Raw genomic sequence first — 14,511 nt, forward strand, 5'->3', positions numbered from 1 at the left:
ATTGATGACATGAACGACGAACAAGTAGCGATGTTGAATGCGCGGTTATCGTAGTTGCAAAGTTCGCCCCATTTAGTACCAGAGAACTGAAATAATGCAAGAAATTCAAAAGAATACAAAAAAAGAGCAATACAACCTCAACAAGTTGCAAAAGCGCCTGCGCCGTAACGTTGGCGAAGCGATTGCCGATTTTAATATGATTGAAGAAGGCGATCGCATTATGGTTTGCCTTTCTGGCGGCAAAGATAGCTATACGATGCTGGAAATTTTACGTAATTTGCAGCAAAGCGCCCCGATCAATTTTTCACTGGTCGCCGTCAACCTCGATCAAAAGCAGCCAGGTTTCCCGGAACATATCCTGCCAGCCTACCTTGAGCAGCTGGGCGTAGAATATAAAATCGTCGAAGAAAACACCTACGGCATTGTGAAAGAGAAGATTCCGGAAGGAAAAACCACCTGCTCGCTGTGCTCGCGTTTGCGTCGGGGTATCCTGTATCGTACGGCGACTGAATTAGGCGCGACCAAAATCGCCCTGGGCCACCATCGCGACGATATTCTGCAAACCCTGTTTCTGAATATGTTCTATGGCGGAAAAATGAAAGGGATGCCGCCGAAGCTGATGAGCGATGACGGCAAACATATCGTGATCCGCCCGCTGGCTTACTGCCGCGAGAAAGATATTGTCCGTTTTGCTGAGGCCAAAGCCTTCCCTATCATTCCTTGTAATCTGTGCGGTTCGCAACCCAACCTGCAACGCCAGGTGATTGCCGACATGCTACGCGACTGGGATAAGCGCTATCCTGGACGGATCGAGACGATGTTTAGCGCCATGCAGAATGTCGTGCCGTCTCACCTTTGTGACACTAACCTGTTCGATTTCAAAGGAATCACTCACGGTTCCGAGGTCGTCGACGGCGGCGATTTAGCGTTCGATCGTGAAGAGATTCCCTTGCAGCCCGCTGGCTGGCAGCCGGAAGAAGATGACACCGCCTTAGAGGCGTTGCGGCTTGATGTTATCGAAGTGAAATAATCTGCAGGCGTCTCAGCACTCCGCTGAGACGCCATGCTATCGATCATTTTAATAGCCGTACCCGGCATGACTTGCCTTTGATCTTCCCGTTTTGCAACTGCTTCCAGGCTTTTTGCGCTACTGCTTGACGTACGGCGACGTAAACGTGCATTGGATGCACATTAATTTTGCCAATATCCGCCCCGTCTAATCCAATATCGCCGGTCAGCGCGCCTAAAATATCTCCCGGACGCATTTTCGCTTTTTTGCCGCCGTCAATACATAGGGTAGCCATCTCTGCGGCCAGAGGAAGCAACGACTGCCGGGCGGGCGCATTCAGCCAGTTCAGTTTGAGTTGCAGCATTTCTGAAAGAATATTTGCCCGCTGCGCCTCTTCCGGCGCGCAGAAACTGATCGCCAGGCCGCTGCTTCCCGCGCGCGCCGTACGGCCAATACGATGGACATGCACCTCCGGGTCCCAGGCCAGTTCATAGTTAACCACCAGTTCGAGCGATTTAATGTCTAACCCTCGCGCGGCAACGTCGGTGGCAACCAGAATGCGCGCGCTGCCATTTGCAAAACGCACCAACGTCTGGTCGCGGTCGCGTTGTTCCAGATCGCCGTGGAGCGCCAACGCGCTTTGTCCTACCGCATTAAGCGCATCACAAACGGCCTGACAATCTTTTTTGGTATTGCAAAACACCACGCAGGACGCTGGCTGATGCTGGCTAAGCAACGTTTGTAGCAGCGAAATTTTTTCATGCGCAGACGTTTCGAAGAACTGTTGTTCGATAGCCGGTAGCGCATCTACCGTATCGATTTCAATACGTATTGGCTGCTGCTGTACACGACCGCTAATCGCCGCAATGGCGTCAGGCCAGGTTGCTGAAAACAATAACGTCTGGCGCGTCTCAGGCGCAAAGCGGATCACCTCATCAATGGCGTCACTGAATCCCATGTCCAGCATTCGGTCTGCTTCATCCATTACCAGAATGTGCAGCGCATCCAGCGATACGGTTTCTTTTTGTAAATGATCCAGCAGGCGCCCCGGCGTCGCGACAATGATATGCGGAGCGTGCTGAAGCGAGTCGCGCTGTGCGCCAAAGGGCTGCCCGCCACACAAGGTCAGAATTTTGGTATTTGGCAGAAAACGGGCCAGGCGACGTAACTCTCCAGCAACCTGATCCGCCAGCTCCCGCGTCGGACAAAGAACTAACGCCTGTGTCTGGAACAAAGTGACGTCAATTCGATGCAAGAGCCCAAGACCAAACGCCGCCGTTTTGCCGCTACCGGTCCTGGCCTGCACACGCACATCATTTCCCGCCAGAATGACGGGTAATGCTGCGGCCTGAACAGGCGTCATCTCAAGATAGCCCAGCTCAGTAAGGTTATTGAGCTGGGCGGCGGGCAAAACATTCAGGGTTGAAAAAGCGGTCACAATTTACTCTCGCGGTAACGACTCATAGTCAGCAGGCGCGTATCCTCGCAGATCCGGGCGTTTGATGCGACATTTTAATCGGTTCTTCGTCCGGCGGCGGGTCGGGCATCGGCTGAGGACGGGGAAGCGGCTCAGGAATGGGAACAGGGTCAGTGGGAATCGGGTCCGACAAGGACGAGTGTAGATATAATAAGGTCAAAAGACAGCTCATATTACCCTCCAGAATGTCATTCAGACTCTTAAAGGGTAGACGCAGATAGTCTACAGGCAAAAAAAAGCCGACTAATCTAAGTCGGCGTCGTACGAATCAATTGTGCTATGCAGTAATTCAAAAAAGGAAGTAAGACAATATGGAGCGCAACGCCCATCGCTTGACGTTGCATTCACCTGCGAGAGAGATATTGCCCCGAATAGGTAGATGGTTTATTGACTTCGCTCAAATTTCTCGGCGTTTTTTCACCCGAAATGGTCTGAAAAGCGCTTTTGTTACAACCATTTACTGCGATGCAACCATAAAGTAACACCACCGATCAGGACAACTAACAGAATACAAAACAGAGAAAAGCCGAACCGCCATCCGCCGCCGGGAATACCGCCCAGGTTAACGCCAAATAACCCCGTTAAGAAGGTGCTGGGCAGAAAAACCATCGCCATAAGCGACATGGTATAAGTTCTGCGCGCCAGAGACTCCTGCATCACCTGGGCAATTTCATCCGCCATGATGCCAGTACGCGCGATACAAGCGTCAATTTCATCCAACCCCCTTCCCAGCCTGTCGGCGATATCCTGCATTCTGCGCCGGTGATCGTCGCTCATCCACGGCAACCGTTCGCTCGCAAGCCGGGCATAGACGTCGCGCTGCGGCGCCATATAGCGACGCATAACAATTAGCTGTTTACGTAGCAATGCGAGGAAACCGCGCGGTGGGATTTGCTGGTCGAGAAGATTATCTTCCAGATCGATAATTTTATCGTGTAGCTCTTCAATAAATTCACTGGCGTGATCGGTTAACGCATCGCACACATCCACTAACCAGCCGCCGCAATCTACGGGCCCGGTGCCCTCCTGCAAATCACTGACCACATCGTCCAGCGCCAGAACCTTTCGCTGACGGGTAGACACAATGAATCGCTCGTCCATATATAAACGCATTGCCACTAATTGATCCGGGCGTTCGTCAGTACTGCCATTAATACAGCGCAGCGTAATGAGCGTCCCTTCCCCCATACGACTTACGCGCGGGCGCGAGCTTTCACCAGCCAGCGCATCACGCACGTTATTGGGGAGTAAAGGCGTTGAAGCCAACCAGCGGGCGCTGTCCGGGTGGGTATAATTAAGATGTAGCCAACAGGGATGCTGACTATCGATCACATCATTATCTTCGAGCGGTTTTACTCCACCACGACCATCCAGTAGCCATGCGAAAACGGCATCCGGCACGTTCACATCCGATCCCTTAATGGCTTCCACAGCGCCTCCACGTTACAACTCTGATGCCGTTAGTCTAGCTTTCGGGAAAGGTTAAGCAATCTCTCATTTTCTCATTGCGCAAAAAGAATTACGGGAACGTGCGAAAAAAGCGCCTTAGCAACAGGCGCTTACCAAACATGTATTATCAGGCCTGGCCGCGCCTGGTGATGGTCGAAAGAGGTGATACATGAGAGCGCGACAGCGCATATTCACTGTAACCCGGCTGGCTTAAACGAAATTTGTCGGTTTTAGTCTGTAACTCGATCACCTGCGCCTTTAAAACATCCGAAGAAGCAGATAGCGCTTCAACCATTAAGACATTGCTATGGGTTGCGCTTTCCAGATCGCTCAACGCCAGTGTTATCTGGTTAATGCCTTTTTCCTGCTCCCGCGTGGTGGTGGAAATTTCACTCATCAGCACGTTTAATTGCCCGGAACCGCCAACAATCTCCTGCATATTTTTTTCAGCCTCCTGCACTATGGCGGCCCCCTGCCGCACATTGTCATGCGTAACGTCGATCAGCGCCTTGATATTTTTTGCCGCCTCAGCGCTACGATGCGCCAGATTACGCACTTCCCCGGCCACCACGGAGAAATCTTTTCCATGATCGCCCGCCCGCGCAGCCTCTACCGCCGCGTTAAGCGCCAGAATATTAGTCTGGAATGCGATACCGTCAATCAATGAAATAATCTCAGTCATCTGCGAGGCACAGTCGGTAATAGAACGCATATTTTCTGTAACCCGCACCATTAATTCACCGCCTTTACGGGCGCATTGGGTTGCACAATCCGCCTGTATGCTCGCCATTCGGGTATTATCCGCATTGTTTTTGGTACTCGCCGCCATTTCATCCATACTGGCGGCAGTTTGAATTAACGAGGCCGACTGCTGTTCCGTCTTTACGGATAGCGACATACTGCGCGCCGCCAGTTGTTCGGAAAGGGTCATTGCCGTTTGCGAAGAGGATCTGATTTCACGTACCAGCGCGGAAATATTCTCCGACAGACTATTAATCCCGGGGATGAGTCGCCCGGCGCAATTATTGCCAAATTCGGAGATATGAATAGACAAGTTTCCTGCTGCGACCTCTTCAATACTTTTCTTCACGGTATTAATTGGCACTACCAGATAGCAGGTCATATACCACCAAAGCAGTAATGTCGAGATCAGATAAATGATATTACACGTAATTAAAATAGGGAGATCGTGCAGAAAAGCTATTTGTAAAGTATCCACCAAAAGAAACGTACATACCATGAATAGAATAATGCATGTCCTGACGCTGATATTTCTCAACATTTTTGACGGCCTACAACCAGGATAGGAGACAGGTTTTATTTTTATAGCATTTCAGATACCTATTGCCATTCGTTTCTTTGACATTCTCCATATTCAATACCAGACCATCGCCATTTCCCTTAGTGCAACAGATAAAATCACCTATATTCGCTATGCCAGGATATTCATCCATCCATATTGACAAGTGATGTACTTATCACCATTTTCTGCTTAATAGTTAAGTCGAAAGCCAGTATATTTTAACAGACGCTTAAATAAGCGAATGACTGTTTCTCCGTGTTATTACTGTGGACAGCGTTATCGCCCGTTCTCTTGCAGAATCCTGAGCATCAGGCATAAAATCGGGTTCGCGCGAGCTTGCGCTGGCGGTCCTGTCCGCCAGCGGCAACGATTTACCGACTACGCTTCGCATGGCGCTCCCAGTTATCCTGTTTAGCCTGCACCGTTTTACGTAACGCGACATAACATGCCCCGCCGCCGCCATGGTGCGGCAGCGCCGAACAATAAGCCTGTACATCTTCAAACTCTGTCAACCAGCGGGCCACATAGCTTCGGACGATATTGGCATGCGACTTCGCCTCTCGCCCTTTACCATGAATGATCAGGACATTACGCAACCCCTCTTTCTGCGCCTCCAGGATAAAACGAAACAGCATTTTTCGGCACGTTTCGACCGGCTGGCGTAACAAATTGAGGCTGGCTTGCTGAGGATATTTCCCACTGCGTAACTTGTCGATGACACCCTGCTGCAATCCTTCCCGACGAAATTCCAGCGGTTCATTCAGCGGCAGAATATCCAGAAAGCCCGTCGTCAGGAAATTATCAAGCTGAAGCGTGTCGATACGCTGGGGCGTTTTAAGATTACGCGTTGGCTGCCAGTGTACATCATTATGGCGTTTCAGCGGCTGGACATCCTCCATGGCGTCAAGAAACAGCGCTTTATCGTCAAGGTTCATGGTTCATCCTCCAGCGTTTTTGCGACTGCCGTTATCATAGCCGTGCCCTGTTATACCGACAACGGTTTACAGTTATTTCCAATAACAGCGACAATGTCAGGCAATTAACCGCCTCGCCCGGCTCCCTTTTTCTCCACCAACGATATTACTGTCGCTAAATGTGTTATCCCTGACTATCTTTTAAGGAGTATGGTTGCGGGTATTCCTGGCATGATATCTTGTCTCTTACGTTAGATTAAGACGATGTGAGAGAACGGATGCTGAGATTACTTGAAGAGAAGATAGCCACGCCATTAGGTCCGTTATGGGTGGTTTGCGATGAGCAGTTTCGACTGCGGGCCATTGAGTGGGAACAGTACCGCGATCGTATGGAGCAACTGCTAAATATCCACTACCGTCACGAAGGCTATGAACGCGTTTCCGCGACTAACCCCGGTGGACTCAGCGATAAGCTTGCAGATTATTTTGCAGGCAATCTCGCCGTAATTGATACCCTGGAAACCGCCACGGGGGGCACGCCTTTTCAACGGGAAGTATGGCAGGCGTTGCGCGCTATCCCCTGCGGGCAGGTGATGCACTATGGTCAGCTGGCGGCGCAACTGGGACGACCGGGCGCCGCACGCGCAGTCGGTGCTGCGAATGGCGCTAACCCCATCAGTATTGTTGTTCCCTGCCATCGCGTCATTGGGCGTAACGGCACTCTGACCGGATACGCAGGCGGCGTGCAGCGAAAAGAGTGGCTATTACGCCATGAAGGCTATCTTTTATTATGAAAATACAGGCAAAAAGTGCCTTATCGGTCACACTTTTATGTAAAGCAACAACAAATAAATTACGTGTTTTCAAATAGATAAAAGTATTCATCAAACTTATACTTGAATTATTCCTTCTCCGGGATAGCTCAGACTTACGCGCTCACCAAAAAGATGTTAAAATTGACAAATATCAATTACGGCTTGAGCAGACCTATGATCCCGGAAAAGCGAATTATACGGCGCATTCAGTCTGGCGGTTGTGCTATCCATTGCCAGGATTGCAGTATCAGCCAGCTTTGCATCCCGTTCACACTTAACGAGCATGAGCTTGATCAGCTTGATAATATCATCGAGCGCAAAAAGCCCATTCAGAAAGGGCAAACTCTGTTTAAAGCAGGTGATGAATTGAAATCGCTCTATGCTATCCGCTCCGGAACGATTAAGAGCTACACCATTACCGAGCAAGGCGATGAGCAGATTACTGGATTCCATTTAGCAGGCGACCTGGTGGGTTTTGACGCCATTGGCAGCGGTCATCATCCGAGCTTTGCACAGGCGCTGGAAACCTCAATGGTATGTGAAATACCCTTTGAGACACTGGATGACCTATCCGGCAAAATGCCTAACCTGCGTCAGCAAATGATGCGTCTGATGAGCGGTGAAATTAAAGGCGATCAGGATATGATCCTGTTATTGTCGAAGAAAAACGCCGAAGAACGTCTGGCTGCGTTTATTTACAACCTGTCCCGCCGCTTTGCGCAGCGTGGTTTTTCACCGCGCGAATTCCGCCTGACGATGACCCGTGGCGATATCGGCAACTATCTGGGCTTAACAGTCGAAACTATTAGCCGTCTGCTGGGGCGTTTCCAGAAAAGCGGTATGCTGGCGGTGAAAGGTAAGTATATTACTATTGAAAACAGCGATGCGCTGGCGGCCCTCGCCGGTCATACCCGCAACGTCGCTTAAACGTCAGCTAAACCATTGATGTTATCTTCTGCCATATCGTTAAATTTTTCTCATTTATTGATCTGGCAGAAGCGCTTCCTCTGTTTCATTCACCATATTTGAGTTACTCTTTAGTTACAAACTGCGATGACAGTTGTAAGGAGACCCTGTATGGCTATGTATCAAAATATGCTGGTGGTCATCGATCCCAATCAGGACGACCAACCCGCATTACGGCGAGCAGTTTATTTGCATCAACGGATTGGCGGCAAAATTAAAGCTTTCCTGCCTATTTACGATTTCTCGTATGAGATGACCACCCTGCTTTCTCCTGACGAACGCACCGCAATGCGTCAGGGCGTAATAAGTCAACGCACAGCCTGGATACGTGAGCAGGCGAAATATTATCTTGAAGCCGGTGTCCCCATTGAAATTAAAGTGGTCTGGCACAATCGTCCCTTTGAGGCCATCATCCAGGAGGTTATCGCCGGCAGTCACGATCTGGTGTTGAAAATGGCGCATCAGCACGATCGACTGGAAGCGGTCATTTTTACCCCTACCGACTGGCATTTGCTGCGTAAATGCCCAAGCCCCGTGTGGATGGTCAAAGATCAGCCGTGGCCAGAAGGCGGCAAAGCACTGGTCGCCGTGAACCTGGCAAGCGAAGAGCCCTATCACAATGCTCTCAACGAAAAGCTGGTAAAAGAGACCTTACAATTGGCGGAGCAGGTTAATCATACCGAAGTACACCTGGTCGGCGCCTACCCCGTTACGCCAATCAATATCGCCATTGAGCTGCCGGAATTTGATCCCAGCGTGTATAACGACGCCATCAGAGGCCAGCATTTACTGGCGATGAAAGCGCTGCGCCAGAAATTCAGCATTGATGAAAAAGTTACGCATGTAGAAAAAGGCTTGCCGGAAGAAGTTATCCCGGATCTTGCCGAACACCTCCAGGCGGGGATCGTTGTGCTTGGCACCGTTGGACGTACCGGACTCTCGGCCGCGTTTCTAGGGAACACGGCCGAACAGGTCATTGACCATCTGCGCTGCGACCTGTTAGTCATTAAGCCTGATGAGTATCAAACACCGGTGGAACTGGACGACGAGGACGATTAATCCCTCTTCCGTCCTGCCGGATGGCGCTGCCATCCGGCCAATACCTCATTCCTGTTACTCATCTCCGCCGAGGAAATAGATCCCCAAAGGAATCGCCAGCAGAATAGTGAACACCAGACTGTAAACGAAAATCATTGCCGACTGAATGGCATACATAGAGCTTGTCCACTCGGACAGTGGAATATGATACTGCTCAATCACACCGCCGATAGTCGCGCGCGTTACCACCGATGCCGCAACGATAAACACTGCCAGCAGGCATAACAGAAATTTTTTCCCCTTCGCCGATTTCAGCTTCATCATGATCATAGTATTGTCCTTTACAGATGACTTTGTTACCTGATGGCAACAATACCATGACAATCACGCGATGTCTGCTCTATAAAACGTGACAATGTATTTACATAAAAAGTAAACCGCTGAGATTAAAGCTGATAGCACTATTTCTTCTTTTTACTTATCGATGATCTACGCGTTTATCCTGGGTAAAATACCTGTTAATCAGGTCATTCTGAGCTGTTATCGTAGGAAGGAGCGGAAAACAATAATGTTCACTGAATTTTTTCTCAAAAACGCATTTAATCTGGCGATACTTTTCAGTTGCGGTATGGCGTTGCTGGTCGTGAGATTTTGGCTCAGCCGTAACGTACAGTGGAAGAAAGGATTCACGTTCCATGCGGCACAGTTTTTTATTTACGCGATTATTATTGGAACCATCGGGAGCATCCTGAATAATGCTATTGAAGATTATAATTTGCGTTTTATCTCTTCCGGGGTCATTGATTTTATCTGCACCTCGCTCATTGCGCTTATTCTGACGATAAAACTTTTCCTGATTATTAACCAATTTGAAAAAGCACAGGTCAATAAAGGTAGAGATGTCACCAGTACCCGTATTCTGGCACGGGTCATAAAAATAACCATTATTGTCGCGATTGTCTTACTGTATGGAGAACATTTTGGCATGAGTCTGTCCGGTCTGCTGACCTTTGGCGGTATCGGCGGTATCGCTGTTGGTATGGCGGGCAAAGATGTCCTGAGCAATTTTTTCTCCGGTATTATGCTCTATTTCGATCGCCCCTTCAGTATCGGAGACTGGATTCGTTCTCCTGACAGAAATATCGAAGGTACGGTCGCCGAAATCGGCTGGCGAATTACGCGAATTAACACATTCGACCACCGCCCGTTGTACGTGCCTAATTCCGTCTTTTCATCCATTAGCGTTGAGAATCCGGGACGGATGACCAACCGTCGAATAAAAACGGTTATTGGGTTACGTTACGAAGATGCCGACAAAATTGGCCTCATTGTTGACGCTATCAGAAACATGCTGCAGGCGCACAGCGATATCGATCAGAAACAGACGCTGTTGGTCTATTTTAATGAATTCGCCGACTCTTCGCTGAATATTATGGTGTATTGCTTTACCAAAACAACAGTATGGCAGGAATGGCTTGCCGTACAGCAGGATGTTTACCTGAAAATTATTGCGATTGTCCAGGAAAACGGCGCTGACTTCGCCTTCCCAAGCCAGACGCTCTATATCGATGACCCGGAGGCCGCGCCTGCGACAAAATAAAAGATAGCCAGTGCCCGATAACGCTTATCGGGCACCGAGGCTTCCCTGTCCGGATAACGGGTTGTTAGCGCCTTCCTCACGGTGATCAACGGCTCTTTTCATTCACCGTCATGGTAAATTCAAGCACCTCATTAGTGTCGTTAACGTAGGCATGAGGCATGTCGGTTCTGGCTACAGCGGAGCAGCCCTCCCGAATAATAAAGCGTCTACCGTCGACTGTTAATGTCAGTGTTCCCTGATTAACAAACAGTAATTCACAGGTGTCTGCCGGATGCCCTGCCGATTCAAACTGTTCACCAGGATGCATTATCCATTGCCAGAGTTCCAGCATATCCGGCCCGCTGGTTCCCGCCATTAGTTTTGCGCTGCCGCCTTTCTCGCCGCGCCACAACACCGGAATAGCATCCCGGTCGATAAGATGGACCATCGGCTCGCTGGCGACGTTGACAAAATCCGCCACGGACACTCCCATTGCCGCCGCGATCTTACATAACAGCGCAATGCTTGGATTGGCTTTACAGCCTTCAATTTCCACCAGCATTCCTTTACTGACGCCGGAACGCCGCGCAAGCTCATCCAGCGACATCTTTTTTTGGCTACGAAATTGTTTGATACGTTGGGAAACAGCTTCATTTATTGTGCTGACGTCGGCGCCCGCCGTGGTCGATAAGTTGACTTTTTTGGTCATTGGTCGATATCATAGAAGAAAATAGTCATTACAGGATTATGCGATGTCTTCTATGTTACCGTCAATCAGCCCGGAACTGGCCCGTATCGCTCCCGGCTTTCGTGCATTAAGTATTAATGTTATTGCCGCTCCGATTCGCGATGCGCAGGTCGGAGAAATCGCGTTAAAAGAGGCCTGTCAGGCCGTAATTAACGGCCAACCGACGTGGGCACAGGCGCATATAGACGCCTGGAATGCGGTGTTTAAAGCATTCGGCGCAAAACCAAAGCGCACCCCCTGCTCGGCTGAAGCGCTACGAAAACGCGTGTTGAAGGATGGAACAATGGCGGCGCTGGACCCGGTCGTTGATCTTTATAACGCCGTGAGCCTGCGCTATGCCGTACCGGTAGGCGGCGAAAATAGCGCGGCTTATTGTGGATCGCCGCGGCTGGTTTTCGCAGACGGTAGTGAAACATTTGATACTCTGAAAGAAGGACAACCCGCCACCGAGTCGCCAGAACCGGGCGAAGTTATCTGGCGCGATGACAGAGGCGTCACCTGTCGGCGCTGGAACTGGCGTCAGGGAGTACGTACCCGACTAAGCGCTTCAGATAAAGCGATGTGGTTTATCCTTGAAAGCTTGCCGGAAATGCCGGTTGATGAATTGTACGCGGCAGGAAACATGCTGACTGACGGCCTTGAAAAAATGATGCCAGGTTTACGTTTTGAATCCACGTTGATAGGTGTTTGATTGATATTGCGTAACAGGAGAAATACCATGTCGCTGTTTCTGACAAGTTTTATTTTCGAAAAAAAAGAGTACGACGAAGAGTTTTATCAACTGGATGGCTGGATTGAGCGCTATACGCAGTCTATTGATGGCTATATTGGGATGGAAAGCTATACCGATGCCGCCAGCGGAAGAATGGTTAATAATTATTACTGGCAGACCCGCGAATCAATGGAGCTATTGATAAATAATTTACAGCACCAGCAGGCCAAATCACAAAGTCATAAGTGGCTTTCCGGTTACCAGACGATTATTGCAGAAATTCAGGGGTGCCATAACGTTAACCTGCCCCATCCGCTGGCATCATTTTCAGTTCCTTATGCGTGATGCAATAGTATATGTATTAAATGTGGGGCACACAGGAGGATGCCTGCGCCCCTGCATTGCCGGTTATTCGGTTCTCTGTGCAGGGACGGTGCTGATATAAGTGATTAGTAAACAGGAAGATGAGTGATATCTCGTGGTACAATAACACGCGTAACCACATTATTTTCATCGCACTCTATCAACGCTCTGGCAAAAATACTGAGCTCATTAATTTTCAGCCCGGAATTATCCAAAAACTGGCGGCAAGCGTAGTCAGAAACAAAGGTTATGCCGGGATGAATATCATGTTCCCGAATAAAACGGGCCTGAGCAAATGGCGTATCCATACTCAGCACATATACCGCCCGGTTTGAGTGGCTACCCGCTGATTTAAGGCGGTCACTATAGTCTTTTACCTGCCATTCACAAACCGGCGTATCCAGTGACGGGACGACAATAATCCGCTTTTTTATCCCCGGGATACAGTAACCCGGTAATAAATTATGGCTCACCAGCCCCTTTGTGCAGGGTAATGGTTCGCCTTCAGCCAGTATACCGGGTTTGAGGGTCAGCTGCGTTTTGCCAAAGGTGACAGCGTGTTCCTGACCCAATGAGATATAATCCTGTGTTGTTGTTGGTGTCATAATTATTTCCCTGTAATCCGAATTTCTTTAGACAAAAGAGATTTGCCTAGATAATCATATTTGATGAATACCCTTGGGTTTCTACTGCCATTAGCACCTTTATAGGTTACCGTTTGTATATACTCGCCTGGATTAGAACCTTTCTTGACCGAGGAAATATCCCATTCCCCATTATGACCAAAGTAATAACTTACCTCAAGATTGGATTTGCCCCTATATTTCCAGACACCTGTTATCACTTAACCCATTACTGGCCTGCTGCCGCAGATATTCCCGTGGCGAGCGATAACCCAGTGCACTATGCGGATGCCATTCGTTATAATGCTCGAACGCCTCTGCAAGGTTCTTTGCTGCCGTTAACCCGTCTGGTTTAGGCATGATACTGATGTAGTCACGCTTTATCGTTTTCACGAAGCTCTCTGCTATGCCGTTACTCTCCGGACTCCGCACCGCCGTGTTCTTCGGTTCAAGCCCCAACATCCGGGCAAACTGCCGTGTTTCATTAGCCCGGTAGCATGAACCATTATCCGTCAGCCACTCTACTGGAGACGCCGGAAGCTCGTTGCCGAAGCGGCGTTCCACCGCTCCCAGCATTACGTCCTGTACTGTTTCACTGTCGAAGCCGCCCGTAGTGACTGCCCAGTGCAGTGCCTCACGGTCACAGCAGTCCAGCGCGAACGTGACTCGCAGTTTTTCTCCGTTATCACAGCGGAACTCGAACCCGTCAGAGCACCATCGTTGATTGCTTTCTTTCACGGCCACTTTGCCAGTATGTGCCCGTTTCGATGGCGGTACAGCGGTTTTTCGCTCAAGCAACAGCGCATTCTGGCGCATGATCCGGTAAACACGTTTGGCATTGATCGCAGGCATACCATCAAGTTCGGCCTGTCTGCGAAGCAGCGCCCATACCCGACGATAACCATACGTGGGCAGCTCTCCGATAACATGGTGTATACGGAGAAGCACATCCGTATCATCTGAGTGACGGCTGCGGCGACCATCTTTCCAGCCATCGGTTCGTCTGAGAATTACGTGCAACTGCGCACGCGACACCCGGAGACAACGGCTGACTAAGCTTACTCCCCATCCCCGGGCAATAAGGGCGCGTGCGCTATCCACTTTTTTGCACGCCCGTATTCAACGGCTTCTTTAAGGAGTTCATTTTCCATCGTTTTTTTGCCGAGCAGGCGCTGGAGTTCTTTAATCTGCTTCATGGCAGCAGCAAGTTCAGAGGCAGGAACGACCTGCTCTCCTGCGGCCACAGCAGTAAGACTTCCCTCCTGGTATTGCTTGCGCCAGAGAAATAACTGGCTGGCTGCCACACCGTGTTGCCGGGCAACAAGGGAGACCGTCATTCCCGGTTCAAAACTCTGCTGAACAATAGCGATCTTTTCCTGTGTAGTACGCCGTCTGCGTTTCTCCGGTCCTAAGACATCAATCATCTGCTCTCCAATGACTAGTCTAAAAACTAGTATTAAGACTATCACTTATTTAAGTGATATTGGTTGTCTGGAGATTCAGGGGGCCAGTCTA

General features: G+C 49.7%; 16 protein-coding genes. 7 read left to right on the forward strand and 9 right to left on the reverse strand.

Features of this window, described 5'->3' with window-relative positions; genetic code table 11:
- Positions 1-94: 94 nt before the first annotated feature.
- Positions 95-1,030, forward strand: a complete 936-nt coding sequence (gene ttcA / locus ABVN36_RS08950) for a tRNA 2-thiocytidine(32) synthetase TtcA (RefSeq protein ID WP_001156217.1) — start codon at positions 95-97, stop codon at positions 1,028-1,030.
- A gap of 43 nt (positions 1,031-1,073) precedes the next feature.
- On the opposite strand, the gene dbpA is transcribed toward ttcA, so the two are convergent.
- The 4 genes from dbpA to smrA all read right to left on the reverse strand — a co-directional run bounded on the left by dbpA (position 1,074) and on the right by smrA (position 6,173).
- A complete protein-coding gene (dbpA, locus tag ABVN36_RS08955) occupies positions 1,074-2,447 on the reverse strand; it encodes an ATP-dependent RNA helicase DbpA (RefSeq protein ID WP_000123694.1) in 1,374 nt (457 codons plus the stop codon).
- 486 nt (positions 2,448-2,933) lie between these two features.
- Complete coding sequence (gene zntB, locus ABVN36_RS08960; protein ID WP_000387373.1) at positions 2,934-3,917, reverse strand: zinc transporter ZntB; 984 nt, start codon at positions 3,915-3,917, stop codon at positions 2,934-2,936.
- Between the two features lie 145 nt (positions 3,918-4,062).
- Positions 4,063-5,217, reverse strand: a complete 1,155-nt coding sequence (locus ABVN36_RS08965) for a methyl-accepting chemotaxis protein (RefSeq protein WP_050901173.1) — start codon at positions 5,215-5,217, stop codon at positions 4,063-4,065.
- Between the two features lie 392 nt (positions 5,218-5,609).
- Positions 5,610-6,173, reverse strand: a complete 564-nt coding sequence (gene smrA / locus ABVN36_RS08970; RefSeq protein WP_001046797.1) for a DNA endonuclease SmrA — start codon at positions 6,171-6,173, stop codon at positions 5,610-5,612.
- Between the two features lie 257 nt (positions 6,174-6,430).
- Here smrA and ogt point away from each other — a divergent pair, with 257 nt between their 5' ends.
- The 3 genes from ogt (at position 6,431) to uspE (ending at position 8,992) form a co-directional block, all read left to right on the forward strand.
- The gene (gene ogt, locus ABVN36_RS08975; RefSeq protein WP_000945036.1) at positions 6,431-6,946 is read left to right on the forward strand and encodes a methylated-DNA--[protein]-cysteine S-methyltransferase; all 516 of its coding nucleotides are present in this window, start codon (positions 6,431-6,433) and stop codon (positions 6,944-6,946) included.
- A 195-nt stretch (positions 6,947-7,141) separates the two neighbouring features.
- The gene (fnr, locus tag ABVN36_RS08980; RefSeq protein WP_000611914.1) at positions 7,142-7,894 is read left to right on the forward strand and encodes a fumarate/nitrate reduction transcriptional regulator Fnr; all 753 of its coding nucleotides are present in this window, start codon (positions 7,142-7,144) and stop codon (positions 7,892-7,894) included.
- 150 nt (positions 7,895-8,044) lie between these two features.
- Positions 8,045-8,992, forward strand: a complete 948-nt coding sequence (gene uspE, locus ABVN36_RS08985; protein WP_001262138.1) for a universal stress protein UspE — start codon at positions 8,045-8,047, stop codon at positions 8,990-8,992.
- 54 nt (positions 8,993-9,046) lie between these two features.
- Here uspE and ABVN36_RS08990 read toward each other — a convergent pair whose 3' ends face one another.
- Positions 9,047-9,301 carry a DUF2534 family protein gene (locus ABVN36_RS08990; RefSeq protein ID WP_000605645.1) on the reverse strand — a complete coding sequence of 85 codons (255 nt, stop codon included), beginning with the start codon at positions 9,299-9,301 and terminating at the stop codon, positions 9,047-9,049.
- Between the two features lie 238 nt (positions 9,302-9,539).
- Here ABVN36_RS08990 and ABVN36_RS08995 point away from each other — a divergent pair, with 238 nt between their 5' ends.
- Entirely contained in the window at positions 9,540-10,571 is a 1,032-nt protein-coding gene (locus ABVN36_RS08995; protein WP_000493671.1) for a mechanosensitive ion channel family protein, read from the forward strand.
- 85 nt (positions 10,572-10,656) lie between these two features.
- Here the strand turns inward: ABVN36_RS08995 and ABVN36_RS09000 are convergent, their stop codons facing one another.
- Entirely contained in the window at positions 10,657-11,259 is a 603-nt protein-coding gene (locus ABVN36_RS09000) for a helix-turn-helix domain-containing protein (RefSeq protein WP_000163366.1), read from the reverse strand.
- 43 nt (positions 11,260-11,302) lie between these two features.
- Here ABVN36_RS09000 and ABVN36_RS09005 point away from each other — a divergent pair, with 43 nt between their 5' ends.
- Together ABVN36_RS09005 and ABVN36_RS09010 are read left to right on the forward strand one after the other, a co-directional pair.
- Positions 11,303-11,989, forward strand: a complete 687-nt coding sequence (locus ABVN36_RS09005; RefSeq protein WP_017441303.1) for a B3/4 domain-containing protein — start codon at positions 11,303-11,305, stop codon at positions 11,987-11,989.
- A 27-nt stretch (positions 11,990-12,016) separates the two neighbouring features.
- A complete protein-coding gene (locus ABVN36_RS09010) occupies positions 12,017-12,355 on the forward strand; it encodes an antibiotic biosynthesis monooxygenase (protein WP_000051812.1) in 339 nt (112 codons plus the stop codon).
- Between the two features lie 104 nt (positions 12,356-12,459).
- Here the strand turns inward: ABVN36_RS09010 and ABVN36_RS09015 are convergent, their stop codons facing one another.
- From ABVN36_RS09015 to ABVN36_RS09025, 3 genes are all read right to left on the reverse strand, one after another.
- Positions 12,460-12,978 carry a redoxin family protein gene (locus tag ABVN36_RS09015; protein WP_001518757.1) on the reverse strand — a complete coding sequence of 173 codons (519 nt, stop codon included), beginning with the start codon at positions 12,976-12,978 and terminating at the stop codon, positions 12,460-12,462.
- 2 nt (positions 12,979-12,980) lie between these two features.
- Positions 12,981-13,217 carry a ZirS family two-partner secretion-like system exoprotein gene (locus ABVN36_RS09020; protein WP_241371383.1) on the reverse strand — a complete coding sequence of 79 codons (237 nt, stop codon included), beginning with the start codon at positions 13,215-13,217 and terminating at the stop codon, positions 12,981-12,983.
- Positions 13,192-14,420 (reverse strand): IS3 family transposase gene (locus ABVN36_RS09025; RefSeq protein ID WP_164528041.1). Its coding sequence is split into 2 segments (ribosomal slippage): positions 13,192-14,105 and positions 14,105-14,420, totalling 1,230 coding nucleotides; the frame shifts between segments, so codons are not numbered across the junction. The genes ABVN36_RS09020 and ABVN36_RS09025 overlap by 26 nt, the downstream gene beginning before the upstream one ends.
- Positions 14,421-14,511 lie beyond the last annotated feature (91 nt).

This window comes from Salmonella sp. SJTUF15581 (genome assembly GCF_043356775.1).
GTDB lineage: Bacteria > Pseudomonadota > Gammaproteobacteria > Enterobacterales > Enterobacteriaceae > Salmonella > Salmonella enterica.